The organism is Lewinella sp. IMCC34191 (assembly GCF_003390935.1).
Lineage (GTDB): Bacteria > Bacteroidota > Bacteroidia > Chitinophagales > Saprospiraceae > Neolewinella.
This window is the reverse complement of record NZ_QNQZ01000005.1, coordinates 291,301-318,072: the sequence shown is the minus strand read 5'-3', so window position 1 is coordinate 318,072 and position 26,772 is coordinate 291,301. Positions and strand designations below refer to the sequence as shown.

Here is a 26,772-nt window from a genome sequence, read left to right as displayed (position 1 = left end):
CCCCCAACCGCTGTTATTCTGCCCCGCCTCCTGATCATCGACGACGACCGCACGGTCTGTAAAAGCCTGGAATTATTGCTCAAGCGGGCCGGCCACACCGTGCACTGCATCCACCGACCGCAGGAAGCATTGCCCACGGTAAGTGATTTTGGTCCCGACCTGGTCTTGCTCGACCTGAACTTCACTGTGGAAACCACCGGCCGCGCGGGTATGAAATTACTCGGTGAGCTCATGGCTGCCCACCCGGACCTCCCCGTGATCCAGATGACCGGCTGGGCCACCGTACAGCTGGCCGTGGAGGGCATGAAGGCGGGGGCCCGCGACTTCATCGCCAAACCCTGGGACAACCGGGAACTGCTCAACGCCATTCAACAGCAATTAAAAGATGGGCGGCGGAGCGCAGGTAAAATGAATATCCCGAAGCCCGGTGACCTCGGACCCGGCGACGCAGCGGATCCCTTTGCAGGCATTATCGGCGATTCGGTTCCATTAGCTGACCTCGTGAAGCAAGCCCGGCGGGTAGCGGGCACCCAGGCATCCGTCCTGATTACGGGCGAGAGCGGGACGGGTAAGGAACTGATCGCGGAGGCCATTCATGGCGCGAGCCACCGTTCGGAGGGCCCTTTCGTGGCCGTCAACCTGGGGGGCGTACCGGAGGGGCTATTCGAATCGGAACTCTTTGGGCACAAGGCGGGCGCCTTTACCGACGCCCGTGCCGACCGAAAAGGAAGATTCGAACTGGCCGCCGGGGGCACGCTCTTTTTGGACGAGATCGGCGATTTGGCCCCCGCCGCCCAGGTTAAACTGCTGCGGGTCCTGCAGGAGCGGCAGTACGAGCGACTCGGGGAGAGCCAATCCCGCCCCACGGATGTACGCATCATTAGCGCGACCAGCCGCAACCTGCCCAGCATGGTCGCGGCCGGTACCTTCCGCGAGGATCTACTGTACCGCATCAACCTCATCCACCTGCACCTGCCTCCGCTGCGGGAGCGACCCGGAGATATTCTGCCCCTGGCGAATCACTTCCTGGATAGTGCCCGCCGTCGCTACGATCGACCTAAACTTGAGTTGAGCAAGGAAGCCCAGTCCTGGCTACGCCGACAGACCTTTCCCGGCAACATTCGCCAGTTGCAGAACCTGATCGAGCGGACGGCGATCCTCAGTCCCGAAGAAAATATATCGGCGGAGCAACTGCAACGGCAGTCGGGCGGGCCCGGCGTCGCCTCCAACTTCGCCCCCTCCGGCATTACGCTGGAGCAGATGGAGATCAAGATGATCCGTACGGCGCTGGCCCGCAACGATGGGGAAATAACGGCTACGGCAAGGGAACTGGGGCTGACCCGGGCGGCGCTGTACCGGCGGATCGAGAAGTACAACCTCTAGAAACTTCCTTAATTTATGGGTCGTTTTAATGAAAAGAATAGATTATGGCGGACGAAGCACAAGAATTTACTGGAATCTCTATTAATCCGAATGTACGCTTCGGCAAGGCATGCATCGCCGGTACTCGAATTACCGTTTCGGACATTCTCGGTTGGTTATCCGGAGGAATGTCTGAAGCGGCAATTATTGAGGACTTTCCGGAACTATCGGTGGACAATATTCGGGAGGCGCTCGGTTATGCGGCGGCACGTGAGAATCGCGGAACGATAATTATTCGTGAAAAACGGGCTTGATGATCCTTTGCGACGAAAACCTGTCTTATCGATTAATCAAGAAGGTAGAACATGAGTTTGAGTTTCCGGGCATCAAGCACGTTACGGAATTAGGATTAGGACCCAGCCCAGAGGATGAACGAATATTTCTAACCGCTCGTCGGATCGGTTTACCCCGTTTAGCTACCAATGATCTGGATTTTCTGACCTTGATCAAAAGGCTAGGGGCCCCTCCGAAATTAATTCTGTTACGTACCGGTAATCTGGCAACCGGACGTTTGGCCGAGCTACTTATCAGCCGAAAAAAGCGTATTCTCGAATTTCTTGCGGAACCGGATCGCTATGTCTTTGAGCTAAAGTTGACTTTTTCCCGATAGACACATGTCCGCCGCCACCCGCTACATCCTCTACCTGACCGTCCTTCACCTGGTGATCGGAATCCTTATTTACCTGGTCGTGGGCCGCGGTCCGGTGCTCCTGCTGGTAGAGATGGTGCTGTTGCTATCCGCTTACCTCGGCTACCGCCTGTACGAGGTGTTGGTGGCGCCGATTCAGTTGCTAAGCCGGGGGGCGGGAGCGCTGGCCGACCAAGACTTTTCCGTCAAGATGACCAAGACCGGCAGTCCGGATATCGACCAACTGGGGGACGTGTATAACCGCATGATCGATCAGCTGCGTAGCGAGCGGGTCACGGGGCGGCAGCGGGAGGAATTTCTCGATCAGCTGGTAAATGCCGCGGACGTTGGGATCATCATTCTCGACTTCGACGGCGGAGTAGCGTCCGAAAATCCCTGGGTGACGGAGCGGCGGAATAATCCGGAATTCGTATCGGCGGTGATCGATCCTGCCCGTTCGCTACGGGTTGGCGAAAAGCGCATCTTTACTACCCCGGATAACCGCCGCCTCCACGTGGAGTACGCCACCTTCATCGACCGGGGATTTGAGCGGGGCTTCCTGGTGTTGCAAGACGTGACCGCCGACCTCTTACAGGCGGAAAAGGAGGCCTACGGCAAGGTGATCCGTATGATGGCCCACGAGGTGAATAATTCGAACGCGGCGATCGTGTCGCTCCTGAAAACCATCCTCGAGGTAGCCGAAGCCGACGAGCCAGACCTCGCCGAAGTTGTTCGTGACCATCTCCCGCCGGTGATCAACCGGGCCGAGAACATGACGGCCTTCATGCGCAACTTCGCCCGGGTCGTGCGGCTGCCGGAACCCCAGCGCGAACGGGTCGACCTGAATGCCGTCGTCCGTGGCGCCGCGGAGGTGATGCGACCCCTGCTCGAGAAGCATCGCATCACTCTGGCGAACGACTTAACCACCCAGTCGCTGTGGTTGCGGGCCGACCGCGCCCAACTGGAGCAGGTGATGATCAATGCCCTGACTAACGCGCGGGAGAGCATCGGCGAGGGGGGCAGGATCCGACTAAGCACCTCTGCCAACCCGAGTACCTTCGTGATCGCGGACGACGGACCCGGCATCCCCGAAGAGGTGGCGGATCAGCTGTTCACCCCTTTCTTCAGTACCAAAAGTACTGGCCAGGGGGTAGGGCTGACCCTCACCCGCGAGATCCTGGAGGGGCACGGTGCCACCTACCGGTTGCGCACGGACCCGGACGGTTGGACGCGGCTGCGGGTAAGCTTTCCGTAGCGGCTAAACATCGGATGTGTCAGGTCTGACTTTATGTCAGACATCCGATGTGTCAGGTGTGGCCGTGACTCGATTCCGCCCATTTGCATCCGGTATTTCTGAAAATTTGGAAGAGATCGCGATGTATTGGACAAGAAGTTGCCCCCAACATCGGATGTCCGCAAAATTGGCGGACCTGCCACATCCGATGTTTATCTAGCTCCAGGCGGGCGAGAATAGTCCCTTCCGTCGAGAATTCTCCTTGCTCAATAGAATGAATGCAACGCCGCCGCAGATATATCGCCATTATGGTCAAATGAATCTACCAATACCCGATACGAGGCGTTGCTCCCTTGCTGTACTGTTTATTCTCGGACTCCTCTTCGGGTCGTCCGAAGGGAAGGCCTGCACCATCGTCAGTGCGGTAGGGGCGGACGGACAGGTTTGGAACATGAATAATGAAGACGGGCCGTTGGACGTAGCTACTTTCCTCCGGGTGTTCCCGCGTTCGGACAGCAGCCTTTATGGATACTACACCCTGGCCTACCTATCGCCGGAAGAAGCCGCGGGCGGGGGCATCCAGGGAGGTATGAACGAAGCGGGGCTGACCTTCGACTTCAACGCGATCCGCAACATCGATTTCACGATGGGCGATCGCGTCCCCTTTCCCGGCGGTAACGGAGCCATCATGCCCTACCTGCTCGGAAACCTGAGTACGGTGGAGGAGGTCGTAGCATTTTTTGAAACGTACTGGTTCGACGGCGGCTTTACCAGCGCGCAGATGCACGTAGCCGACCGAAGCGGCACCTTCGCCATCATCTCGGCATCGGGGGTCATAGTCGCCGAGGAAGGCGAACCACTCGTGTCGACGAACTTCGACATCTGTGGTAAGGAGGACGGGGCCTTCTGCTGGCGCTACCCGCTGGCGACCAAACTCCTATCGGATGGCCCGATCGATCGGGAAAAGATGCTGACCATCGCCCAAAGAACCTCGGTGGACGGTCGCGGTCATACGCTCTATTCCAACGTCCAAAACCTGACTACCGGTGAAGTATGGTTCACCACGCGGGAAAGTGGTAGAAAGTTTTTCAGCGTGCGGCTGGACGAACTTTTGGCACGGGGCGCTGGAGCCTATCCTTTGAATGACCTGGAACGCCTGTCCCATGGCTCGCCGGCCGTCATCCCCGCCCCGCCTCCATCTTTCACCGTGGTTGCACTGGATACGACGGAGGCGGCCGATCTAGCGGGTACCTACCAAAACGACTTCATCGGCACCTTCGAGGTAGACGCGTACGCCGGGGGCATAGCGCTGACGTTCGCGAACGGCTACCGAGTCGAGCTGGCTCCCTCCGCGGACAACCGCTTTTACCTACCCGGTGAAGCCTTGGAAGTCACCTTCGCGGACGGGGAGAATGGGCTTGCCTTGTCGCTGTACCAGGACGGATTCTGGTCGGCTACCGCGATAAAACTAACTGATTAGTTGCATTACTAATGAATTAGTACTATACTTGTACTAATCAATTAGTAGAGATGCAAAGACTAGCGAAACGCGAGGCACAGCTAATGGAGGTGCTCTGGCGCCTGAAGAAAGCTTTCGTAAAAGAGATTATCGAGGAACTGCCCGATCCGAAGCCGCATTACAATACGGTTTCCACGATGGTAAAGATCCTGGAGGAGAAGGGTTTCGTCGCCCACGAGAAGCTGGGGAATGCCTACCGGTTCTACCCGGTGGTGGAAGAGGAGGAGTACCAGAAGAAGGCCGTCGATGACGTCGTTCGCCGCTACTTCGATAATTCCCCGATGAAGCTGGTGAACTACTTCGCCAAGGAGCAGCAGATCGACGCCGAAGAGCTGGAGCGTCTCGTAAAACTCATCAAGGACCAAGACCCACAATCATGAACTACCTCATTCACGCTTCCGCCCTGCTGGCCGGCTGTTACGTGTATTACCACCTGGCGCTACGGCGCGAGACCTTCTTCCAACTGAACCGTTGGTTGTTGCTGGGTGGAATCGCGGCCTGCTTTCTGCTGCCTCTGGTCACCGTACCGGCCAGCCTGTCGCTACGGGAAGTCCGGCAAGTAGCGGAGCTCGGTGCTTTCCCCATTGCGGAGACATCCGTACAAATTGCCCCGACGTCGACGCCTTCGCATGCGCTCATCAGGGAGGAGGCTACCGGTATTAAGGCGCCTCTAGCGGGGCAAAGTAGCGGAGCATCGGACAGGACTGCTGCTTTTCCCACGGACATTTTACCTGCGCCCGCCGCCCAAAAAACCGCTACGCCCCTACTTGATGCGCCGCGGGCAACCTGGTACGCCGCCCTGGATTGGAAGACCGCTTGCCTTTGGCTGTACCTGGCCGGGGTGCTGATCCTGATGCTGCAGTTTGTGTGGCAAGTCGCGACCATCGTGCGAAAGGGGTGGAGCAATCCTACGGTACGGGTCGGAGAACTCACCATCGTAGAGCTCGGCGAAGACCACGCGCCATTTTCGTTCTGGGACCGGGTGTTTCTTAACCCCGCCGGCTACGATGCCCAGACTTACGACCGGATCATCGAACACGAACGAGTGCACGTCCGGCAACGGCACAGCATCGACCTGGTGCTGGCGGAACTGCTGATCGTGGTGCAGTGGTTCAACCCCTTCGCCTGGCTGTATCGCCGCGCGGTCGAGAACAACCTGGAGTACCTGACCGACGCCGAGGTGCTACGCCGCGGCGACGACCCGGTGGGCTACCAGCTCAGTCTGCTTCGGGTAGCCGTACCCCACCACGCCCGCGGGCTGGTGACGAATTACAACCAACACTTTCTAGAAAAAAGAATCACCATGATGCAATCGAAACGATCGTCTAACCGGGCTACCTGGAAGTATTTGGCACTGCCGCTGCTCCTGCTGCTCTCGCTGGCTTCCCTGAACGGGATCGCCCAGACACCTGCGGATACCGACGGAAACAATCCGTCCGACGCGAATCCCGACGCCACGGGCAACAATCCGGTCGATCTGGTGGTGCACGTACAGGAAAGCCATACCGTCATCCTGGACCTGGACGCCACGCTGGGGCAGCTACAAGCCGCACCCGAATTTTCCGATCCGAACAGCCGCAAGGGAGCCACCAAGCGAAACCTCTTTTCGTACCTACGGGAAAAACGGTCGGCGTCGGGTAACGGAACCGTTCGGCTCGATCTGGCCGCCCCTGACGACAACGGCCGGGAGGGGACCATCAAACGTATGCTGTTAGAATTTCTCCGGGAGAAAGGCGCCCTCGACGGCCCGCCCCCGCCGCCGGCACCCCCCGGTCCTCCGGCACCCCCCGCCCCGCCAGGTCCGGCGCCGGCCGCTCCCGGTGTGCCTCCTCCACCGCCCCCGGCTCCGGAAGCCCCGCCGGCCCCGCCCGCGCCTCCCCACGGTTTGGGCCTGACGGACGGCCGGGTGAACCAACGCGCCTGGACCGCGGAGGTGAAGGAAGACGAAGTTTGCTTCAACTTCATGGAGAGCGGTGACCGGGGCGCCTACCGCTATAACCTCACGCGTTGTTTCGACCGATCGAAAGTCGGCGCGCTACCCGGTGAAAGCATCGGGGAGTTTACCATTACCCGGTCCGCGGGTACGCTGACTCTGCGGGGCTCATTCCAGGACGATATGGGCGTGGGAACGTTCACCTTCAGTCCGTCCGCTGCTTTCACGAACGGGCTGGCCGAAGCCGGCTACCGCGGCTACGACGACCGGGAAGTCTTTTTGTTTTTCCTGTCCGACTTCACAGTGAGTACGCTGGCTTACGCAAAGCGGGAATTCGATCCCTCGCGGGACGAGCTGCTGCAGATGGCCGTATTCGATTTGAACGAGCGGACGCTGGCCGCCGTACTGGCTGACCTGGACGCCGCAGGGTACGACCGGCCGGACCTGCAAACGATCCTGCAATTACGCATCTTCAATATCGATGCCGGCTACGTGCAGGCCTTGAAAGATGCCGGTTACCGGGATCTGGACCTGGAGGACGTCATCCAGGCCAAGATTCACGGCCTGACGCCCGACTACATCTCCGAGATGGCGGAATTGGGCTACGAGGACGTTGACTTCGAGCAGATCATCAATATGGCGATCCACAACGTTGACGCCAAGTACGTGGCCGACCTCGCGGAAGCCGGCTACACCGATGTGAGCGCCGACGAGGTAGTCGCCAGCCGTATTCACAACGTGCAGCCGGAGTACGTGCGGGCAATGAGCAGAGCCGGGCTCACCGACCTCACCCTCGAACAGGCCCAGAACGCTTCCATTCACGGCGTCGACCCCGATTACGTGGCGGAGCTGGCCGCACTGGGTTTCGGGAAACTTTCCATCGACGAAGTGATTACCGCTAAAATACACGGCGTCAATGCACGCAAGGCAAAGGAAATGCAGGACATGGGACTGGATTTCAACGGGATTGATGACCTCACCAATTACAGCATCCACGGCGTTACGCCGGACTTCGTGAAAGGACTGCGTGATTTGGGGTACACCGACCTGCGTGCGGATGACTTCGTCGCGGCCCGGATCCATAACATTACGCCCGCCTTCGTGGAGGGCTACGCCGATATCGGCTACGATAAAATCCCCTTCGACGTACTGCAGTCGCTGCGGATACACGACGTCAGCCCGGCGTTCATCGAAAAGCACCGCCGCGATGGGGATACGCTGGAGGACATGATCGACTACCGCATCATGCGCCGGTCGCGTCGGTAAGTAGGATACGCTACTGGACGAAGGTTTCAAATGGCCTTGAGCGGTGCGACGAAGCGGAGTTACCAAATGTGCTGCATATCCAATGTGCAGGGATAAACTTATCCGTCGACCTAATACGTATTTTTATCACCCGAGTAGGTCGAAATGTCCCAATTGTCCGCTCGCTCGGCCACCTATTCAGAGGGCCTACCGCGCCTAACTGAGAAAATATACGCACTGCGTGATCGTGAGAGTTGACGTATTAACTAAAGCTGTATGTCATGAAACACTGAAATAGCCGATAAACGCACCTGTCAAATTTTTGATATTTTAAAAATATGAAACAACTAATAGTCTTACTAATAATTCTGTCTTCAACGGTGAAAGTCGAGGCTCAAAACCTAACTAATGAATCAAAAAGACACATTATTGACGCTATTAGCTTCCATTTAAAAGATAAATATGTTTTCCCAGACATTGCCCTTTCCATGGAAGCAGATCTGCTAAAGAGATGGCAAGTTGGAGAGTACGACCATATTGTCGATAAGAATATTTTTGCTGACTCCCTAAAAAACCATTTGTATATGGTTAGCAAGGACAAACATATAGGAGTCTCCTACAATGAAGTAATGGCATCAAGGCTAAGAGAGCCAAAAGAAGACCCTACTGAAGAATTCAACAGAATCAATGACAGAGTAAGAAAATTCAATTACGGATTTGAGGAGTTGAAAATTATGGAAGGTAATGTAGGGTATCTTAAATTAGGTGGTTTTGCACCAACAAAATACGCAGGAAAAACGGCATCTTCAGCCATGCAATTTTTGTCAAATTCCGATGCTCTGATTGTCGATTTGAGAGATAATATGGGGGGTGACGATTCAATGATACAATTATTGATAAGCTATTTATATTCAGAAAAACCAGTCCGTTTAAATAATTTCTATCATAAAGAAGGAGATGAAACAACTCAATTATGGACCTTGCCATACGTAGAGGGAAGTAGAATGCCCGATATTCCAGTATATGTGCTTATTAATGAAAAAACTATTTCAGCAGGCGAGGAATTTGCATACGATTTGAAACATTTGAAGCGTGCTAAAATAATCGGAGAAACCTCCGCAGGAGCAGCAAATTTCGGCGAAGAATTCGTTGTTTATGGCGATTTTATAGCATGGATACCAACGGGAAGAGCTATTAACCCGATCACAAAAACTAACTGGGAAGGGAAAGGAGTTGAGCCTCACATAAATGTGAAATCTGTAGATGCTTTAGACACGGCATATCAATTAGCTAAAGAGGCATTAAATGAATGAAAACACGCCTCACCATAGAGGCTTAATCGTCCATCCCAGGCAAAAAATGGCACGGCGTTTAGCGGAGCCGTTAGATCGTACAAAATCATGACTTAGTCGGACATTCAAACTTTCAACAGCCATATGACTGTTCTATGAAAAATCTATCGACAAAGAGCTCATTTCTACAACTAACGAGTCTACTTATTGTCCGGCTTTTAAGCATATTGTGCAGACCATGCCCGACACCCCGTCCCAGCTTGATTACCTCGTCGACACCCTGCAAGCGGAGTACGGCCGGCAAACCCGCTACAGTACCAAATCGGCCATCGATCAACTGGTGGCGACTACGCTGAGCCAGCGGACGAACTACGCCGACGAGAAAGCCGCCTACGATAAGCTCCTGGAGACCTACGGCGACTGGGCGGGCGTGGCGGCCGCGCCGGTCGAGGGCATCGAAGCGTGCATCCAGACCTCGCGCTGGCCGGAGATCAAGGCACCGCGAATCAAGGAAATTCTGACCCACGTCATCGAAACCTACGGAAACGACCTCGATCGGGTACTATCGGCAATGCCGGTGGAGGAGGCGCAGGCACTGCTGATGGAGCTTCCCGGGGTGGGCTTTAAGACGGCCACCTTCGTGCTGCTTTTCTCCCTGCGGCGGCCGGTCCTGCCCGTCGATACCCACGTGCACCGGGTGAGTACCCGCTTCGGCATTTTGCCGGCGAAGATCAGCCAGGCGAAGTCGCACGGTGCGCTGTTGGACATCCTTCCCGCCGACGCGGATGAGTTACTGAACTTCCATAAACTTCTCTTTAAGCACGGGCAACGGGTTTGCGTGTACTCGAACCCGCGCTGTGGAAAGTGTATCGTGCGGGAGCGGTGCCGGTACTATACGGAGAAAGGGGTAGGGGAAGGGTGATCGACATCGGATGTTTGAGGCCCCCGGGAACTTCCTCCATTCACTGATTCGTTACGTACGCATGATTACCCCCGAAACCCGGACCGCCTCTCTCCTGCGCGCCGCCGCCCACCATGGCGTACAGGTCCTGTACGCCTGCGAAAGCGGTAGCCGGGCCTGGGGGCTGGCGTCCCCGGACAGCGACTACGACGTCCGGTTCGTTTACCGCCATCCAGCACCGTGGTACCTGCGGCTGCAGCCGGGAAAGGATCAGATCGGGCCCATCATGGAACGGCACGGGGAACTCGACCTGGCCGGTTGGGACATCCGCAAGTTTTTGAAGCACACGACAGCTAGTAATCCAAATTGCCTGGAATGGCTGAACTCCCCGATCGTCTACCACGAAGCGGGCGATTTCCTAACCCCCTGCCGGGCGCTGGCCGATCACTATTTCCGGCCCCGCCGGACCGTACACCACTACCTCGGAATTGCCCGGGGCGCGCGTACCGCCGGGGAAAAGGAGGACGGACGGTGGAACGTCAAGAAGGCCTGCTACTATATGCGATCCATTCTGGCCGCGGCGTATACCGCCGCACATCTACGTCGGCCACCCGTCGAGCTGGAAAAGCTGATCCCGGAGGTCACCGATGAGCGGGTGGTTACCGATCTGCGCGCCTTCGTCGACCGGAAGGCCGGCCTGGTGGAACGGGCAGTTGCCCCCCTGCCGGACTCCCTGGCGAGTTATTTTTCATCCCTCTCCGAGAGCCTGTCGACCCGATCAGAATCGCTGGCCGACGAGATGCGCGATGCCGCGCGGGGGGATGCCTTCTTTCGAAACCTGATCGCATGAATCCGACCACCGGGGACATCATCGAGGGGCATCACTTGTTGCTCCACTGCCGGAGCGGCAGTCATGCCTACGGCCTGGCCTCGGAACGGTCCGACGAAGACTACCGCGGGGTGTTCGGCGTGCGGATGGAAAGCTTGCTGGGATTGAATCACCCCACGCAGCTGGCCGACGCACGAAACGACCGGACCTACTACGAGCTCGGTCGCTTCTTCGAGCTGCTCGGAAAGGCCAACCCTACCGCGCTGGAGCTGCTGGGTACTACCGGCGAGGATGTCCTGTACCGCCATCCGCTGCTGGAAGGCCTGCGGGCGGAGGAGTTTCTGACCAAGGCGTGTCGGGACACCTTCGCCGGTTACGCCATTACCCAGATCCGGAAAGCTAAGGGATTGAATAAGAAGGTGCGTAACCCCGTAGCCCCCGGGCGGAAGGGAGTGGAAGACTTCTGCTACGTCATCGAACGGGGGCGCAGCCGCCCGCTGCGCGAGTGGGCCCAGGAGCGGGGCGTGCCGTTGACGGAACTTGCCCTGGCCGGCGTGAACCACGCCCGTGACCTGTACGCCCTGTACTACGACCGGGGAGCGGGCTGGGCCGCCGGCATTACCCGCAGCGAAAACGCGAACGCCGTCGCGGTCACCGACGTGCCGAAGGGAGAAGCGCCCGTAGCCTATCTGTCCTTCGGGCAGGATGCCTATTCGACCTACTGCCGCGACTACCGGGAGTACCGTGCCTGGGAGCGCGACCGTAACGACGAACGCTACCGCGGTACGCTGGCCCACGGGCAGGGCTACGACGCTAAAAATATGATGCATACGATCCGGCTGCTCGAAATGGCGACCGAAATATTTACCACCGGCCACCTGAACGTCCGCCGCCCCAATCGATCGTTTTTACTGGCCGTCAAAGCCGGTGACTATCCCCTGAGCGAGGTACTGCGGATGGCCGATGACCGGGTCGAGCAACTCAGCCGTGCGGCGGAGGCCAGTGACCTCCCCGAACGGATCGACCCCCACTGGTTGAACCGACGACTGGTCGGACTCCGGAGGCGACTGTATCAGCCGGAAGGCTGATCCGGCCGCCGCGCCAGAAACTTCTCCGGCTGAAACCACCTCGCCAGCACCCGCTCGTAGCGCCCCGGCAGCAGGCGCGTGATTTTGTCGATCCAGTACGCGTCCCGGCCGATCAGTACGCGGGGCTGCTCCCGTTCGATGCCGCGGATGATCTGCCGCGCGGCCTCCCAGGCGGTCGTCTTGGCCTGCCGCTCGAAGTTGCGGAGGAACTGTTCCCGCTCCTGCGGATCTTCGATCTCGACGTTGCGGTGAATATTGGTGGCAATGCCGCCGGGGTGGACGCAGCAGATGTGCATCAGCTTGCCCATTTCCACCCGCAGCGTCTCGGTGAAGCCGCGCACGCCGAATTTGCTGACGTTGTACGGCCCGGAACCGGGGAAGGCAAACAGGCCGAACACGCTGCTGACGTTGACCAGGCTCGCCTCCGGCTGCTCCCGCAGGTAGGGCAGGAAGGCCAGGCTCCCGTAAATGACGCCCCAGAGATTGACCCGTAGCGTCCGCTCGAAGTCCTCGATCCGGCTATAGGCCACCGGTTGTTGGCGGACGCTGAAGCCGGCGTTATTGATGACGACATCCACCCGCCCCAAACCATCTTTGACGGCGTTAGCGAAGTCCTGCATGGCCTGGCGGTCACCGACGTCGAAGACCCGCTGCAGGCCCCGCGTACGCTCGGGCAATTCCGCCCAGGTCTCCGCCAGGGGTTCGCCCTTCACGTCGTTGATGGCGAGCACGGCGCCCCGGGCCGCCAACTGCCAGGCCAATTCCCGACCGATACCCGAGCCGGCGCCGGTGACGACCACCACTTTTCCCTTGAAGTCTTTCATGGGGATACAAGGAAATGCACCAGATGAAGGTTCCCTAAAACCAGTGGCCGAGGTAGAAAAAGAGGCCCCCGCCGCTGTCCGTCAGGCCGTAGGTCAGCTCGATCGGGCCCAGCGGCGTACTCAGTCCGTAGCCGATCACGGCCCCCTTTATCCAGCCGGTCCCGATGGAGCTGGGGAAGTTTTCCGGGTTCTCGATGAGGGCCGTACGCCCACCCACGTGTAGGTAGTGATTGGTGAACAGCCGTTGCCGCCAGAAGAGCTCGGCCAACAGCAGCCGGCTGCCGGAAGCCTCCCCGATATCGAGCCCCGGGAATCGCTTGAAGTTGTTCAGCAGGTTCCAATTGATGCCCCCCAGATAGTAGCGGTACGGTAGGGCGGTAGCGTCCAGAAAGCCCCCCGCGCTCATCTCCAGCCCGACGGACTGCTTTTCACCTAGCGGCAGCATGCCCAGGAAGTCGAGGTCGGCGTTGAAGGCCCAGCGGTGGTCGGTGTCCGTAAAGGGGTGGATCGCCCGTGTCGTGCCGTTGATGCTGAAGCCGCGCATGGGAAAGTGCGGTTGGTTCAGTTTATCGTAGATGAAGTACAGCCGGGATACGAAGTACATATCGTCGCTGAGCGTGAAGAGGCTGGACGTATCGGCGGATTCCAGCTGGTCCGAGGAGGTCTGGTAGTACTTCACGCCCGCCGCGATACCGGTGAAGCTGTTGGACGTTTGCCGGAAGTCCCAGTAGGCCTCGGCGTTCCAGTCGTTGAAGCGAAAGTCGACCCGTTCCAGGGTGACGCCGAGGTCCTCGAAGGGGAGTTCGGCCACGTCGAAGCCCACGTCGGCGTAGTCCAGGCTACTGCGCAGGCCGAAGGCCGAGCCGTTAATCCGGTTGATGCGGTAATCCTGCCGGTAGCGGAGGCGGTTGCCGGCAATCAGGTCCAGGCTCAGCATGCTGTTGTCGACCAGCTGGTCGTACAGCGTGAGGTTCAGCAGCAGGTTGGCCCGATAGAGCGGGTCGTAGTGGAGCCCGAGGCGCAGTTGCTGGCCGAAGGCGGGTACCGGCTCGAAGACCATGAAGAGGCTGACCTCCTCCGTCGCTTCGTCCAGATATTCCCAGCGGTAATTGATGTTGGCGAAGCGGCCGGTGACGTGGAGGTCCGCCAGGCCCGAGCGGAAGTCCTCCCAGCTGATGCGGCCCGGGATCTGGTCGTCGAAGAAGCTGAGCACCTGGCGGTCGGACAGGTCCGTGAGGCCGTTGATCGTCACCTCCCCGATGTTGAGGTACTCCGGTACCGGCGCGTCCGTCGTGTCCCGCCGGGATTCGGCGGAGCGCTGGACGGCGGCCAGGGAGTCAAGCGTCGGCTTCTCCAGCAGCGCGGCCTCGTAGCCGGCATCGATCAGGCTGTCGATATCCGTAAAGCTAAGGACGTTGTACTGGTCCAGCTGCGGCTTGATATCGAGGTCGGTCACTTCGTACTGTTCCAGGTTACGGCGGTTGGCCTGGAAAAAGGCGATCTGTAAAATCAGGTCGGCTACGCTGGAAATTTCCTCGGCCCGCAGGGGGTCGGATTCCACGCTCACCCCGAGCACGTAATCCATGCCCTTGGCCTTGATCTCCTCGGCCGGGTAGTTGTTGGAGACGCCGCCGTCGGTGAGCAGCCGTCCGTCCAGTTCGTAGGGGCTGAGCACGCCGGGCAGGGCGGCACTGGCCCGCATGGCCTCGGCCAGCATACCGGTTTCCAGCACGACCGCGTCGCCGGTCTCGATGTCGGTCGCTACGCTCAAAAAGGGGATGGGCAATTCGCTGAAGTCCTGGATGTGCCCCACCCGGGCCGTCCAGTTGGCGAAGAGATCGTGTACGCGCTGCCCGTCGGAGAGGGCCGTGGGCAGCTGGATCCCGAAATCTTCCATGGAGATGGACAGCAGGTACTTTTCGTTATACAGCTTTTCGTAGATGGTGCGGTCCTCCCGGGCCACGGCGTCTTGCAGTTCGGCCATGATGTCGATGCTGCGCAGGAGTTGTTCCAGCTGGTCGGCACTGTAGCCGGCCGCGTAGAGTCCGCCGACCACCGCGCCCATGCTCGTGCCGCCGATGTAATCGACCCGCACGCCACTCTCCTCGATCACCCGCAGGGCGCCGATGTGGGCGTAGCCCTTGGCGCCACCCCCGCTCAGTACCAGCCCGACTTGCAGGTCTTTTTGCGCCGAAGCGCAGGTTAAAAACAGAATCGTGAACAGTAAGGTAATTGTCGTCTTCATTCCCTTATACCGGCACCTATCGCCGCGATTACCCGAAAGGTAAGCGGTCTGCCTGACTTTGCCTTTCAGTGGCCGGGCCCCGTATGGTACGGCCACCGTAGCTTTGGCCAAGCCATCCGATGAAGTACCTGCTCCTCCTTTGCTGTGCATTCTCCTGCCTGTCTCTCTCTGGCGCCTCCGGCCAGTGCGCGATGCCGGTGGTCGGCGACAGCTACCACTTCCTCAACCCCCGGGTGGTCGGCTTCGAATCCGAGCTGGCTCCCTTTTTTCTCCACTTTGGTCAGACCTTCCGCGAGGACCTGGGCCAGGGCAATGACGTACAGCGCGACGACAACGTAGCGGAGTGGCACGAGCGCTTCTGCGACCAAGCCGACCTGGCGGACATCGACGCCCTCGTGTACGGCAACAACCTCAACCAACTGGAACAGCTGAGTCGCCTGCTCCGCCAGCCGGAAGCCAGGGCGGCCGACCTGCCACCGGCGCTCCAGGGCAACACCTTCGCCCGCCACCTCCTCGAGGCCAACTGCCACGAGGTACTCGACTACCTGATCTACGCCAAGCAGGCCGAACCCTTCGTAACGGCCCCCTCTAATGCTTTCGAACAGGCTTCCCCGGATCGCACCCAGATGGAGGACCTGCTCAAACGCGGAGTGGACGCCTTCCCCCGGGTAGAAAGTCACTACGTCCGGTTGCGTTACGCCTACCAATTCGTCCGGCTGGCTCACTATCTTAAGGAGTTCGACTACGTCCTCGAACTGTACGATTACCTGATGCCTAAGATTGATGCCGACCCGAGCATCATCTACGACTGGATCGAGGGGCACCGGGCCGGGGCGTTACAGTCCCTGGGTAATTACGCCGAATCGGCCTACCTCTACAGCCGCATCTTCGAGCGCACGCCCAGCAAGCGGGAGAGCGCCTACCGCAGCTTCCGGATCCGCACCAACGAGGAGTGGCGGGAAGCTTTGCTCCTGGCCCAGACGGACCACGAGCGCGCCATGCTCCACGTCCTGCGGGCCCATAACGGCCGGGCGATCGTGGTGGACGAGATGCGCGATATCTACGACTACGAGCCAAACAACCGATCCCTGCAGCTGCTCACCATGCGCGAGCTCCAGGAACTCGAAGCCGAGCTGCTCTCCGAACGCGTCCAAAACACCGGGCCCGACGACGCGTCTACCGACCGCCTCATTGAACTGCAGGTCTTCGTGAATCGGGTACTGGAAGAGAATAAGGCCGACAACCGCGACTTCTGGCAGCTGGCCCGGGGCGTCCTGGAAATGCTGGCCGGCGACTACTTCTTCGCCTCCGAGACCTTCGCCGAGCTGGCCGCCACCACGGATAGCGATACGATCAGGCAGCAACTCGTCATCCTTAACGACGTAAAGGAGGTGCTGGAACTCACGCGTGTCACTGACTCCGTGGAGCTGCACTACTACGACCTGCTCACCGATCCAGGCTTACGGCAGCGCTACCCGGACTTCCAGCCGTTCGTCAATTCCAAGCTGCAGGCCGTGTACCGCCTTACGGGCCAGGAAGCGAAGGCCAACCTGATCCGTTACGGCTTCGATGCCATTCAGAAGAATCCCTCTATCGAGGCCATCCTCTCCCTGGAACGCATGGCCGACAGCCTGAACCGCAATCGCTTCGACCGCGCCCTGCTCAACGACCGGATCGGACCTAACCCCATCGATCACATCTACAATCTGCTGGGCAACCACTACGTGCAGCAGGGACAGTGGAAGGCCGCCCTGGAGATCTACCGCCGGATCGACCGGAACAACCTCGACGACTTCGGCCGCTACGCGCCCTTCATCCGGCAGATCAACGACCGCGTCCATTTCACGCCCCCGCCCGACGCGACCACCTACAATAAGGTGCAGCTACTCGAAAGGCTCGACGAACTGGAAGAGGAGGCCGACCGCACGACCAACGATACCATTGCGGCCCGCAACTACTTCAATATCGGGCAGGCACTCTACAGCATGAGCTACTTCAGTTACAACTGGTCCTTCGCGGATGCCTACCGCTCCGGAATCAGCGCCGCCTACGCCGCTAACGCCCGGCAGCCCGTGGAAGTGATCCCGGTCCCCTACGCCCCCCTGGGCAACCTGGAAAGCTTCGAGATGGGCCAGCCCCGGTACTACTTCGAGCGGGCCATGCGCCGCGCCCCCGACCGGGAATCCGCCGCTCTGGCCGCCTACTTCGCCGCCAAGACCGAACGCAACCGCCACTACGCGCTCGGCCGGCCGGGCGGGGAGCGGCCGTTCACCTACTTCGGTTTGCTGCGGGATAACTACCGCGACACGGACCTTTACGACCAGCTCATCGCGGAGTGCAAGACCTTCGCGTGGTACGTCGATCGGTAAGCGTTGGCTTCCCCATCTGCCGAGCGCAGCTCGTCCGCCGGGGAAGGGTACGTTTTACTTTCACCCAACAAACTTTGCCGATTACCGGCGTTTACTCGCAAATCACTAAGTATGCTCTCCCGCCCCCGCCGTAACCGATCTTCCGCCGCCGTCCGCAACCTCGTACGGGAGACCGAGCTGAACGCCGGCCACCTGGTTCAACCCATCTTCTTGCTGCCCGACGCCGGTGCCCGCCTGCCGGTAAAGAGCCTGCCAGGTACCTTTCGGATGGGAATTGACGAGGTGCTGCGGGACATCGAGCAGTGCCGCGAAGTGGGTATCCACAGCTTCATGATGTTTCCCGCCGTCCCCGAAGAGCACAAGGACAAGACCGGCACCTACGCTACCGCGGAGCAGAACTTCTACCTCCACGCCGCCCGGGCCATCAAGGACCGCTTTCCGGAGGTGTGCCTCATTTCCGACGCCGCCCTCGACCCCTACAGTTCCGACGGCCACGACGGGGTGGTCATCGACGGCCGCATCCACAACGACGAGACGCTCAAGCTACTCGATGCTATGGCGGTGGCCCAGGCGCAGTCGGGTTTCGACATTATCGGCCCCAGTGATATGATGGACGGCCGGGTGGGCAGCATCCGGCGCGCCCTGGATCAGGCGGACCTGACGGACACGGCCATCATGGCCTACACCGCCAAGTACGCCAGCGCCTTCTACGGCCCCTTCCGCGATGCCCTAGACAGTGCCCCCCGCCAGCTCCAGGACGTACCCGCCGACAAGAAGACCTACCAGATGGACCCCGCCAACGTCCGTGAGGCTATGCGGGAAGCCGACCTGGACGCCGCCGAGGGGGCCGACTACCTGATGGTCAAGCCCGCTCTCAACTATCTGGACATTATCTACCGCCTGCACGAGGCGCACCCCCTGCCCATCGCCGCCTACCACGTTTCCGGGGAGTGCGCGATGCTGCTGGCCGCCGCCGAGCGGGGCTGGCTGGATTACGAGCAGGCGGCCTCGGAGGCGCTGCTGAGTATTCGGCGTGCGGGCGCGGATGTTATCATCACCTACTTCGCTAAGGACTTTGCTCGCTGGAACCAGTAAAAAGCGGTTTTCGACCGCGAAGTACGACGCGGTCTCCGACCGCGCTGTTAGACGCATTCTCCGAATGCGCCGTGCCAAGCCTTCGGCATGTTATCAGCTTTTTAAACACCGATTTCACGGATCGCTGTGCTAAAAGCACGGATTATCATCAGGACCCGTCGGCGGACCAGCTTACGCTGGGCAGACGACTAGTGAAGGGCAAAGGTCGAGCGGCTTGCAGCCCGAGACAAAAATTCAGCGTGCGGGAGCTAATTCAAAAATTCACCCTTCACCCCTCCAAAGCCTCCAGCAAATCATCCAGGTCATCAAAGCTCTTATAGCCGACCTTTTCCTCGCTGCTGCCGCGCAGCGCTAGCCCGTGAAAGACGGCTGCGGCGGCCTCGGCGTCTTCCGTCGCAAGATCAATATGAAGGTAGGCGGGGCGATCGCCGAGCACTTGCTGGAGCTCACCGATGGTGAAGGGGCTGCCCTCCGCCAGGTCGTCGTAGACGATTCCGCCGTCGGTGAAATCGAGGAGGACGGTGCCGGTGGTGGATTTAACCCGTTCGGCAACATCCTCGGTGCTGTGGTAGCCGGCTACGGGAATGCGACGGATCACTTCGAGTCCGGCGGCTGTCCAGTCGGTGGGATCGATGTCGTAGTCGAGGAGAAGATGGGTGATGTTATGTCCTTTCAGGGCTTCGGGGCTAAGCATTTCACCTGCGCTCCGCCGCCATTCTACTACGCAGGTGGGGCCTTCCACCCATTCGCGGATGGCGACGAAGTAGTCGAGGCTGAGGCCTTCCGGGCCGATGGGGAAGCAGAGGTAATCGGCCTCCCAGGCCGCGAAGTAGCGGGCGTCAGTCAGGTGGGTGATGCCGAAGGCCAGGAGGTGGGTTTGCAACATGCCGCAAAGGTAAAAAACGCGGCCGCCCCTACTTGCCGGCGACGACGACGACGATCTCGCCCTTCACCTTGCCGCGGGATTTGTAGTCGGCGTGCAATTCGGAGAGCGGGGCAGTGGTAATCTCTTCGTAGAGTTTGGAGATTTCGCGGGCTACGCTGGCCATCCGTTCGGAACCGCAGTGCTCCACCAGCTGCCCGAGCAGCTTAGTAATGCGGTGGGGCGACTCGTAGAGAACGAAGGTGTTGGGTAGTTCGGCGAGGTACTGAAGGCGGGTCTGCCGGCCCTTCTTGTGGGGAAGAAAACCTTCGAAGTGAAAGCGATCACAGGGGATGCCGCTGGCCGCAAGTGCGGGAACGAAGGCCGCCGGACCGGGGAGGCAACTCACTTCGACGCCGGCTTCCCGACAGGCACGTACCAATAAAAAACCCGGATCGCTGATGCCGGGGGTACCGGCGTCGGTGATCAGGGCGTAGGTGGAGCCGGCCTTGAGTTCGGTGACCAGTTGCTCGACGACCGCGTGCTCGTTGTGCGCGTGGTAGGCGCGCATGGGCGTCTCGATCTCGTAGTGTTTGAGCAGGGAGCCCGAGTTACGGGTATCTTCGGCCAGGATTAAATCAACATCACCCAACAGGCGCAGGGCCCGCTGGGTGATGTCTTCTCGGTTACCGATGGGGGTTGGGATAAGGTACAGCACGGGTGCAAAGGTCGCGGTGCCGGACGGTTAACCCAAATTACAGGATGTTTTCCTCGTCCATGACGTGGCGCACGCTGCGGCGGATCATTTCTACGGTTGCACCGTATACCATGTGGCTGCCGAGCTGTCCGGCCTGTAGGCTGAGGGGCTCTTTCATCGGGTTGGGGGCCAGACCGAAGGCGGGCAGGGCGATCTTGTGGGCGGCGGTCCAGAGAGCGGCACCGAAGGGGACACCGGCGGGAGCCTGAACGGCGGGGGCTGCCTCGACGATCACGCCGTATACACCACCTACGAGCGCACCGAAGGCCAGGTTAATGGCTTGCTGGGCGGTCTCTTCCTTATTGCGATTGATATTCGTATTGGTGATCGCCTCAGCACCTTCGACCACCTGCAGGCGGGCATCGTGCTCTTCCTGGGGCTGACCGGTCGGCAAACTGCGGTCGACGAGCATTTTGATGCCGGTGCCTACCAGGCCACCGATCATGCCGGCGAGAAAACCTCTTACGTAATCCGGTTCTCCGGAGGTACGGGTGCGGGTAAAGTAATCACCGGCGCCAGCGAGCGCAGCGGTGGCGGTACCGAGGGCACCGGCAGCATATGCGGAAACATCCTGACCGGCGGAGGCGGCATACTGCTTGGCCGATTGGGTGCCGGACGTGATCTTACCACCTGCACGGTGGGCAGCGGAAGCGGCTTCGTGATATTTCTGACTGGCGTAACTGCGCTTGGGTCGTGGGTCGAGGTCAGACAGGGTATCGGATACGCTGTCGACGAGGGAATCTATAAAGGACATATTTGGGCTTTCTTGTTCCAACGGAAAGGTGGCGCGGTCTGTTCGTTCGCTTAGTCCTTGTCCTTCTTCCCGCCAAAGAGTCGCTTGATCCAGGATTGCTTCCGCTCCTCGCGGCGTTCGTCTTTCCCTTCGGCCCGTTCCAGTTCCTTGGCGACGCGGGCGGCGTATTCGCGGGCCGTTTCGTTGGGGCGGCGGCCTTTGCGTTTGACCATATCCACGATCTCTTCGCGGTCGAACTCCCGCAGCCGGCGCGTAATATCGCGGTCGACCGCGTACTCGTCGCCTTCGTATTCGTAGTAAATGGGCAGTTCTTCCAGGAAGTCCGGGCAGTCGAGCTGGTCCAGGGTCATCTGATCCATACCGCCGAAACCGCCGCCGCGGTAAGCATCCAGGCCGCGACCGTCCTGCACTTTGCGCATGAAGGTTCCCCAGATGGGCAGGGCGGTGGCGGTGGCGGATCCGCGGCTGAGGGTACGGAAGTGGACGGCGGGGTATTCCGCGCCCACCCAGGTGCCGACGACCAGCTTGGGCGTGAAGCCGAGGAACCAGCCGTCGGACTGATCCTGGGTGGTTCCCGTCTTACCGGCCAGGGCCCCCTGAATGCCGTAGGTGGAGCGCAGGCGGGCACCCGTGCCGCTATTGACCACGCCGGCCATCAGGTAGGTAGCGATCTTGGCGGTCTGTTCGTCCATCACGCGTTCGCCGCCGGCGGGCCGATCGAACTCGACCAGGACCCGCCCGTGCTCGTCTTCGATACGATCCAGGAAGTGGATACCGGCGGGGCGCCGACCCCCGTTCGCGAAGGTGCTGTACACCGTATTCATCTCTTCCAAATTGGCCTCGACCGTACCGAGGGCGATACTGGGAATCGCCTGTACCTGCTTACCTACGCCCATCGCGTTGATCTGGCGCGCAAGGGTGGGGAGCCCGCTGCGGACCGCCAGGTTAACGGCCACGGTATTCACCGATTTGGAAAGACCGCCCCGCATGGAGTAGGCCCCCTCGTAGTGGCCGCCGGGGTTTCCGGGGCTGTAGTTGTTGTAGTCGGCGTAGACGACTTGCTCCGCGGGGGTGTACTCGCAGGGCAGTACGCCACTTTGCAGAGCGGTCGCGTACACCACCGGTTTGATGGTGGATCCTACCTGCCGGCGACTGACTACGTGATCGTACTGAACGGCCTGGTAGTCGACGCCGCCCACCCACGCCCGGACCACGCCGGTGGCCGGCTCGGTGGCGAGCAGGCCGGCGTTGAGCAGGGTGAAGTAGTGACGCAGGCTGTCGATGGGACGCATGGTGGTGTCTACGGGGCCACCCGTTCTCCAGTCGTAAACGGTCATGGCGCGCGGCTGTCGCATGCGCTCCAGGATGTCACCTTCGGAGAGTCCTTCGGCGGCCAGGGAACGGTAGCGGGCGGATTTCTTGACCGTAGCGAGGAAAGCCGGCTCCCACGGGGCGGATTTGCTGGATTTCCAGTCCTCGGCCAGGTTCTGCTGGATGCGGGGCAGCTGTTCGCGGACGGCCTCTTCCGCCATGCGCTGCATCCGGGAATCCAGGGAAACGTGTATGGAAAGGCCGTCACGATCCACGTCGTAGGGGCGCCCGTCAGGATGTTGCAGATCGGCGAGTGCTCTATCCACTTCCGCGCGCAGCCGCTGCCGGAAGTGGGCGGCGGAGCCGACGCGCTCATTGTCGCGGCTGTAGTGAAGTTCCAGGGGCAGTTCCTGGACGCTGTCCTTTACCGTTGGCGTGATGCTGCCGTTCTGGGCCATCAGGGCCAGGACGACGTTCCGCCGGCCGAGGCTCCGGTCGGGGTGGGCGCGGGGACTGTAGGTGGTGTTGGCCTTAAGTAAGCCGACAAGTACCGCCGCCTCCTGCAGGTTAAGATCGGCGGCGGGCTTATCGAAAAAGCGGTTGGCCGCCACCTCGATGCCGTAGGCGTCTTCGCCGAAGGGTACGGTGTTGAGGTACAGATTCAGGAGGTCCTGCTTGCTGAACACGTCTTCCAGGCGGCTGGCAATGACCATTTCCCGCAGCTTCACCTTGACCATGCCCAGGCTACCGTAGGACTGGCGGGGATACAACTGCTTGGCGAGCTGCTGACTGATGGTGCTGCCCCCTCCGCCGCTGCGGTCCCCCATCAGGATGCTGCGGTAGGCCACGCGGAAGAGTGCCTTGACGTCGATGCCCTGGTGCTCGAAAAAGCGGGCGTCTTCCGTGGCGATCAGCGCCTTGGTCACGTAGGGACTGATCTTCTCGGCCGGTACGCTGAGGCGGTTGATGGCGTAGTACTTTCCGAGCAGCGCGCCGTCATCGGTAAAAATGCTGGAGGCATTATCGTTCTCCACCTGCGAGAGTTCCTCGCGGCTCGGCATGTGTCCGTAGGCGCCGCCGACGACGCCGAAGTAGAGAAAAACAAAGAGGACCAGTACGACCGCGAGGGGAATGCCCACGGCCATCAGGGCCAGCTTGCGCGGCGGTTGTTTCTTGAGGTAGCGGAGGGTCTTGCGGCCCCGTTTGGCCACGGCGGCCCGAAATTTTTCGGCGCGTGATTTTGGCATAGTGTAGTTATAACGGCAGTAGGAATGCTCTAAACACGGCCACGCCCGCCGGCGCTATGTCGGCGGCGTGGATTTAACACAGATTAACGCTCCTGCAACGAATAGGATGCGGACTTCTTGTTGGGATAGCCGACAAAGTCGTACCCAGGCCCCGTCGCGAAGGTTTATCACAGAGGTGCCTTGGAGGGGTCCTCGCCCTCGGCAGACGAACTCCGCTTTGCTACGTTCGGCGGACGAGGGCAAGGCCCAGCCCGGTGATCTCTACTGCACCTGAAACAGGGCATTGGCGAACAGCAGCTTTCCGTTTTCCCAGAACGCCCGGTATAGTGGGTTGTCCACCAAATAGATCACCTGCCCGCGCCGCAGGGGCTCGACGCCGAAGTTGAGCGTTTCCTGGATCTTCTGGTAAGCCTGGTTGCCGACGAAGCCCGATACCCGCGGCTCCTGCCGGATGCGGCCTACGTTCCAGCCGTTTTCCAGGTACTCATAGGCGTCGTCGCTGACCTTCAGGGTGGAGTAATCGTCGCCGATGCCGAAGCTCAGCGGGTGGGTGTCGTCCATCTCCGCCTGAATGATGGCTCCTGGAATGAACCCTTCGATGAAGCGGCGCTCCTGCCCGCCGTAGGGTTGTAGCCGCTCCTCCCGCTTCTCCTCGTCCGATAGGGTATCGGCGGCGGCCTCCTTCTCCTTAAGTCCGAAGCCCTCCTTGCCGGCCAGGGCCGAGTTGGCCGAGCCGATCGCGATCAACTTGCCGCCGCCCTGCACCCAGTCGGCCATGGCTTCCATCTCCGATTCGCTGAAGCGGTAGCGGCCTTCGGGCAGCACCAGGATGTCGTAGTCGCCATCAAAAATGTCCGCCACGTCCTCGCGGTGAAAAATGCTGAGTGGATAATCGAGGTCCTGCTCGAAGTAGTACCACACCTGCCCGAATTCGTTGGAGTACACTTCCTCGCCCGAGATCGTGGCGACCTTCGGCTTTCCGATGAGGGCGTAATTGCTGCCGCCGAGGTCACCGCCGACGTTGGTGCTGAAGCCGGTCTCCAGTACGGCCAGGTTGGCCTGGTGTTCGGCGGTGAGCCGCTGCAGGGTGCCGGCGAAATCAGGGTGCACCCGGTTGTCGCCCCGGTTGATGACGAGGGTGCCGGCGGGATAGTTGGTGTCGCCGAAGGTAAAGTCGGTCTCGGAGGTGCGTACCTGAATTCCCTGCTTAACGAGCGCGGCCAGGAAGCGGGCGCTGTTCATTCCCTCCCACGGGATGGCGAAAGCATAAGCCGATGCTACATCCACGCCGGAGAGCGGGTTCTGGTAGGCGGCGGCTACGTAGTCTTCCGTTTCGACGTTCACCCGGTCGCTGGTGGCGTAGGTTTCCAGTCCGTAGGCCAGCGGGACCGACCAGGCGGTGATGTCGTAGGTCACCGAGTCTTCCACCGTGGCGGCGGGGTCGAACAGCACCTGCGTCAGCACCGAGCGGGGCTGGTAGGCGGATACGATCAGGTCGCCCGACCCGATCTCCCCGTCTACGGATTCGCCGGTCCGGTAATCGGTCCCCGAGAAGGAGCGGGAGCCGGTGGCCCGACGGTACTCGATGCCGTTGCGGTCGAGGAGCTCGGTGAGGGCGCGCAGTTTGCCGGGCTGGTTACCGGCGCTCACGATGTAGGTCTTGAATTGGCCCTGCGGGTTCTCCGTGGCGGATTGAAAGTAGTCGGCAAATTGGGAGGTGAGGCGGTCGGCCTCGCGGGCGGCGATCTCTACGGTACTCAGGGAGGTCGTGCGGTGGTGGGCGACGCGGTCGTAGAGCGTAAGCGTATCGCCGGTGGGCAATTCTACGGCCCGGCCGCCACGGCTGCCGCCGCCCTGCTCGTAGGTCATGCCGATGGCGCCGTTGAAGGTGGGATAGGTATCGCCGTAGCTGGGGTAGAGCAGGTCGAAGCGTTCACGCGTGAAGTAGAGCCAGCCGTTCTCGTCGAAGTAGCGGGCGTGGTTCTGGCCGATCTCCGTCTGGAAATTGCCCTGCCAGTCGGTGATGTACTCGTGGAAGGGGGCGGCCGCCGGGGCGAAGTAGTAAGGGGAGGTGTAGCCCTGCTCGTGCAGGTCGGCGTGGATGTGGGGCATCCACTCGTGGTACTTCACCAGGCGAGCGCGGCTTTCCTTCTGCGTTTGCCAGGCCCAGTCGCGGTTCAGGTCGAAGAGGTAATGGTTCACGCGTCCGCCGGGCCAGGGTTCCTGGTGCTCGCGGGTAGCGGGGTCGACGTCCAGATCCTTGTTGGATACCTGGCGGAACCAATTGGTGTAACGGTTGTAGCCGTCGGGGTTTTCGGCGGGGTCGAGGAGTACTACGACGTTCTCCAGCCACTGGCTGGTTTCCGCGTTGTTGGGGTTGGCCAGGTCGTAGAGCACGCCCATACTGGCTTCGGAGCCCGTGGCTTCGTTACCGTGCACGCTGTAGGAAAGCCAGACGATGGCGATGTCGTCCAGCTCGGGGTCGGTATCGCCCTCCAGCAGCCCGGCGCGGCGCAGATTATTCTCCCGGATGGCCTCGATGCGGGCCAGGTTTTCCGGGGTGCTCACCGTGGCCAGCAGCAGGGGGCGGTCTTCGTTGGTGGTGCCGTACTGCTCCAGGGTGACGCGGTCGCTTTCCTCCGCTACCAGCTGGTAGTAGTCGACCAGCATATGGTGGGGGGTGAAGGTTTCACCGAGCTCGTGGGGCAGGAAGTCGCCGGGGGCGGTGATTTGGCTTTGGGCGGCGAGCGCAGGTACTAAGCCTACTAGGAGGAGGTAAAGTCGCATTTCACTTGGTTTCTGGGCGGCCTAAGGTACGGTAATGGTCCGTGGGATTTCTGGGCCGGACCCTCGCAGGTCCCTTTCGCTATCGCTCGGTGACCCTCCGAGGTCCTGTGGCCTTCGGTGGGGGGGAAGCATCAGGACCTCAAAGTGTGCTTGCACCTCTGAGTGTCCGGGTCGGTATCGGTTCCGGACCCTAGCAGGTCCCTTTTGCTACCGCTCGGTGACCCTCCGAGGTCCTGTGGCCGTCGATGGTGGGAAGTATCAGGGCCTCAGAGTGTGCTTGCACCTCTGAGTGTCCGGGTCGGTATCGGTTCCGGACCCTCGCAGGTCCCTTTCGCTACCGCTCGGTGACCCTCCGAGGTCCTGTGGTCGTCGGTGGAAGGAAAGCATCAGGACCTCAGAGTGTGCTTGCACCTCTGAGTGTCCGGGTCGC

20 protein-coding genes are annotated in these 26,772 nt (G+C 60.3%); 13 read left to right on the top strand and 7 right to left on the bottom strand.

Annotation, left to right across the window (positions count from 1 at the left end):
• The first annotated feature begins 75 nt into the window (after positions 1 to 75).
• The 11 genes from DRW39_RS12170 to DRW39_RS12120 all read left to right on the top strand — a co-directional run bounded on the left by DRW39_RS12170 (position 76) and on the right by DRW39_RS12120 (position 12,091).
• Entirely contained in the window at positions 76 to 1,383 is a 1,308-nt protein-coding gene (locus tag DRW39_RS12170; protein WP_232830139.1) for a sigma-54-dependent transcriptional regulator, read from the top strand.
• A gap of 44 nt (positions 1,384 to 1,427) precedes the next feature.
• Entirely contained in the window at positions 1,428 to 1,676 is a 249-nt protein-coding gene (locus tag DRW39_RS12165) for a DUF433 domain-containing protein (RefSeq protein WP_116107312.1), read from the top strand.
• On the top strand, positions 1,676 to 2,032 hold the full coding sequence (locus DRW39_RS12160; RefSeq protein ID WP_116107311.1) for a DUF5615 family PIN-like protein: 357 nt from the start codon (positions 1,676 to 1,678) through the stop codon (positions 2,030 to 2,032). Before DRW39_RS12165 ends, DRW39_RS12160 begins: the two co-directional genes overlap by 1 nt.
• A gap of 4 nt (positions 2,033 to 2,036) precedes the next feature.
• Positions 2,037 to 3,305, top strand: a complete 1,269-nt coding sequence (locus tag DRW39_RS12155) for a sensor histidine kinase (RefSeq protein ID WP_116107310.1) — start codon at positions 2,037 to 2,039, stop codon at positions 3,303 to 3,305.
• A gap of 295 nt (positions 3,306 to 3,600) precedes the next feature.
• Positions 3,601 to 4,764 carry a hypothetical protein gene (locus DRW39_RS12150; RefSeq protein ID WP_157976076.1) on the top strand — a complete coding sequence of 388 codons (1,164 nt, stop codon included), beginning with the start codon at positions 3,601 to 3,603 and terminating at the stop codon, positions 4,762 to 4,764.
• A 50-nt stretch (positions 4,765 to 4,814) separates the two neighbouring features.
• Positions 4,815 to 5,183 (top strand): BlaI/MecI/CopY family transcriptional regulator, encoded by a 369-nt coding sequence (locus DRW39_RS12145; RefSeq protein ID WP_116107308.1) that lies wholly within the window; start codon positions 4,815 to 4,817, stop codon positions 5,181 to 5,183.
• Entirely contained in the window at positions 5,180 to 8,002 is a 2,823-nt protein-coding gene (locus DRW39_RS12140; RefSeq protein WP_116107307.1) for a M56 family metallopeptidase, read from the top strand. The genes DRW39_RS12145 and DRW39_RS12140 overlap by 4 nt, the downstream gene beginning before the upstream one ends.
• Positions 8,003 to 8,319: 317 nt before the next feature.
• The gene (locus DRW39_RS12135; RefSeq protein ID WP_116107306.1) at positions 8,320 to 9,294 is read left to right on the top strand and encodes a S41 family peptidase; all 975 of its coding nucleotides are present in this window, start codon (positions 8,320 to 8,322) and stop codon (positions 9,292 to 9,294) included.
• 217 nt (positions 9,295 to 9,511) lie between these two features.
• Entirely contained in the window at positions 9,512 to 10,195 is a 684-nt protein-coding gene (locus tag DRW39_RS12130) for an endonuclease III domain-containing protein (RefSeq protein WP_116107305.1), read from the top strand.
• 61 nt (positions 10,196 to 10,256) lie between these two features.
• Positions 10,257 to 11,024 (top strand): DNA polymerase beta superfamily protein, encoded by a 768-nt coding sequence (locus DRW39_RS12125; RefSeq protein WP_157976075.1) that lies wholly within the window; start codon positions 10,257 to 10,259, stop codon positions 11,022 to 11,024.
• Positions 11,021 to 12,091: a DNA polymerase beta superfamily protein gene (locus tag DRW39_RS12120; RefSeq protein WP_116107303.1), complete on the top strand. Its 1,071-nt coding sequence runs from the start codon at positions 11,021 to 11,023 to the stop codon at positions 12,089 to 12,091. Before DRW39_RS12125 ends, DRW39_RS12120 begins: the two co-directional genes overlap by 4 nt.
• Here the strand turns inward: DRW39_RS12120 and DRW39_RS12115 are convergent.
• Together DRW39_RS12115 and DRW39_RS12110 are read right to left on the bottom strand one after the other, a co-directional pair.
• Positions 12,076 to 12,915: an SDR family NAD(P)-dependent oxidoreductase gene (locus tag DRW39_RS12115; RefSeq protein WP_116107302.1), complete on the bottom strand. Its 840-nt coding sequence runs from the start codon at positions 12,913 to 12,915 to the stop codon at positions 12,076 to 12,078. The two genes, DRW39_RS12120 and DRW39_RS12115, sit on opposite strands and share 16 nt — an antisense overlap.
• A gap of 34 nt (positions 12,916 to 12,949) precedes the next feature.
• Positions 12,950 to 15,160: a patatin-like phospholipase family protein gene (locus DRW39_RS12110; protein WP_198664865.1), complete on the bottom strand. Its 2,211-nt coding sequence runs from the start codon at positions 15,158 to 15,160 to the stop codon at positions 12,950 to 12,952.
• A 119-nt stretch (positions 15,161 to 15,279) separates the two neighbouring features.
• On the opposite strand from DRW39_RS12110, the gene DRW39_RS12105 reads away from it, so the two are divergent.
• Positions 15,280 to 17,529 carry a hypothetical protein gene (locus tag DRW39_RS12105; protein ID WP_157976074.1) on the top strand — a complete coding sequence of 750 codons (2,250 nt, stop codon included), beginning with the start codon at positions 15,280 to 15,282 and terminating at the stop codon, positions 17,527 to 17,529.
• A gap of 111 nt (positions 17,530 to 17,640) precedes the next feature.
• Complete coding sequence (gene hemB, locus DRW39_RS12100) at positions 17,641 to 18,624, top strand: porphobilinogen synthase (protein WP_116107299.1); 984 nt, start codon at positions 17,641 to 17,643, stop codon at positions 18,622 to 18,624.
• A 268-nt stretch (positions 18,625 to 18,892) separates the two neighbouring features.
• Here hemB and DRW39_RS12095 read toward each other — a convergent pair whose 3' ends face one another.
• The 5 genes from DRW39_RS12095 to DRW39_RS12075 form a co-directional block, all read right to left on the bottom strand.
• Positions 18,893 to 19,510, bottom strand: a complete 618-nt coding sequence (locus tag DRW39_RS12095; protein WP_116107298.1) for a hypothetical protein — start codon at positions 19,508 to 19,510, stop codon at positions 18,893 to 18,895.
• A 28-nt stretch (positions 19,511 to 19,538) separates the two neighbouring features.
• Positions 19,539 to 20,204, bottom strand: coding sequence for a 16S rRNA (cytidine(1402)-2'-O)-methyltransferase (gene rsmI / locus DRW39_RS12090; protein WP_116107297.1), 666 nt, complete (start codon positions 20,202 to 20,204; stop codon positions 19,539 to 19,541).
• Positions 20,205 to 20,241: 37 nt separating this feature from the next.
• Positions 20,242 to 20,997, bottom strand: a complete 756-nt coding sequence (locus DRW39_RS12085; protein ID WP_116107296.1) for a DUF1440 domain-containing protein — start codon at positions 20,995 to 20,997, stop codon at positions 20,242 to 20,244.
• Positions 20,998 to 21,047: 50 nt separating this feature from the next.
• Positions 21,048 to 23,555: a transglycosylase domain-containing protein gene (locus DRW39_RS12080; RefSeq protein ID WP_116107295.1), complete on the bottom strand. Its 2,508-nt coding sequence runs from the start codon at positions 23,553 to 23,555 to the stop codon at positions 21,048 to 21,050.
• Positions 23,556 to 23,816: 261 nt separating this feature from the next.
• Positions 23,817 to 26,342 carry a M14 family metallopeptidase gene (locus tag DRW39_RS12075; protein ID WP_116107294.1) on the bottom strand — a complete coding sequence of 842 codons (2,526 nt, stop codon included), beginning with the start codon at positions 26,340 to 26,342 and terminating at the stop codon, positions 23,817 to 23,819.
• Positions 26,343 to 26,772: the final 430 nt, after the last annotated feature.

Bases quoted from the DNA above. Each gene is read 5' to 3' on its own strand.
- DRW39_RS12165 (WP_116107312.1), top strand. From the start codon at position 1,428: ATGGCGGACGAAGCACAAGAATTTACTGGAATCTCTATTAATCCGAAT.
- DRW39_RS12160 (WP_116107311.1), top strand. From the start codon at position 1,676: ATGATCCTTTGCGACGAAAACCTGTCTTATCGATTAATCAAGAAGGTA.
- DRW39_RS12155 (WP_116107310.1), top strand. From the start codon at position 2,037: ATGTCCGCCGCCACCCGCTACATCCTCTACCTGACCGTCCTTCACCTG.
- DRW39_RS12150 (WP_157976076.1), top strand. From the start codon at position 3,601: ATGAATCTACCAATACCCGATACGAGGCGTTGCTCCCTTGCTGTACTG.
- DRW39_RS12145 (WP_116107308.1), top strand. From the start codon at position 4,815: ATGCAAAGACTAGCGAAACGCGAGGCACAGCTAATGGAGGTGCTCTGG.
- DRW39_RS12140 (WP_116107307.1), top strand. From the start codon at position 5,180: ATGAACTACCTCATTCACGCTTCCGCCCTGCTGGCCGGCTGTTACGTG.
- DRW39_RS12135 (WP_116107306.1), top strand. From the start codon at position 8,320: ATGAAACAACTAATAGTCTTACTAATAATTCTGTCTTCAACGGTGAAA.
- DRW39_RS12130 (WP_116107305.1), top strand. From the start codon at position 9,512: ATGCCCGACACCCCGTCCCAGCTTGATTACCTCGTCGACACCCTGCAA.
- DRW39_RS12125 (WP_157976075.1), top strand. From the start codon at position 10,257: ATGATTACCCCCGAAACCCGGACCGCCTCTCTCCTGCGCGCCGCCGCC.
- DRW39_RS12120 (WP_116107303.1), top strand. From the start codon at position 11,021: ATGAATCCGACCACCGGGGACATCATCGAGGGGCATCACTTGTTGCTC.
- DRW39_RS12115 (WP_116107302.1), bottom strand. From the start codon at position 12,915: ATGAAAGACTTCAAGGGAAAAGTGGTGGTCGTCACCGGCGCCGGCTCG.
- DRW39_RS12110 (WP_198664865.1), bottom strand. From the start codon at position 15,160: ATGAAGACGACAATTACCTTACTGTTCACGATTCTGTTTTTAACCTGC.
- DRW39_RS12105 (WP_157976074.1), top strand. From the start codon at position 15,280: ATGAAGTACCTGCTCCTCCTTTGCTGTGCATTCTCCTGCCTGTCTCTC.
- hemB (WP_116107299.1), top strand. From the start codon at position 17,641: ATGCTCTCCCGCCCCCGCCGTAACCGATCTTCCGCCGCCGTCCGCAAC.
- DRW39_RS12095 (WP_116107298.1), bottom strand. From the start codon at position 19,510: ATGTTGCAAACCCACCTCCTGGCCTTCGGCATCACCCACCTGACTGAC.
- DRW39_RS12085 (WP_116107296.1), bottom strand. From the start codon at position 20,997: ATGTCCTTTATAGATTCCCTCGTCGACAGCGTATCCGATACCCTGTCT.
- DRW39_RS12080 (WP_116107295.1), bottom strand. From the start codon at position 23,555: ATGCCAAAATCACGCGCCGAAAAATTTCGGGCCGCCGTGGCCAAACGG.
- DRW39_RS12075 (WP_116107294.1), bottom strand. From the start codon at position 26,342: ATGCGACTTTACCTCCTCCTAGTAGGCTTAGTACCTGCGCTCGCCGCC.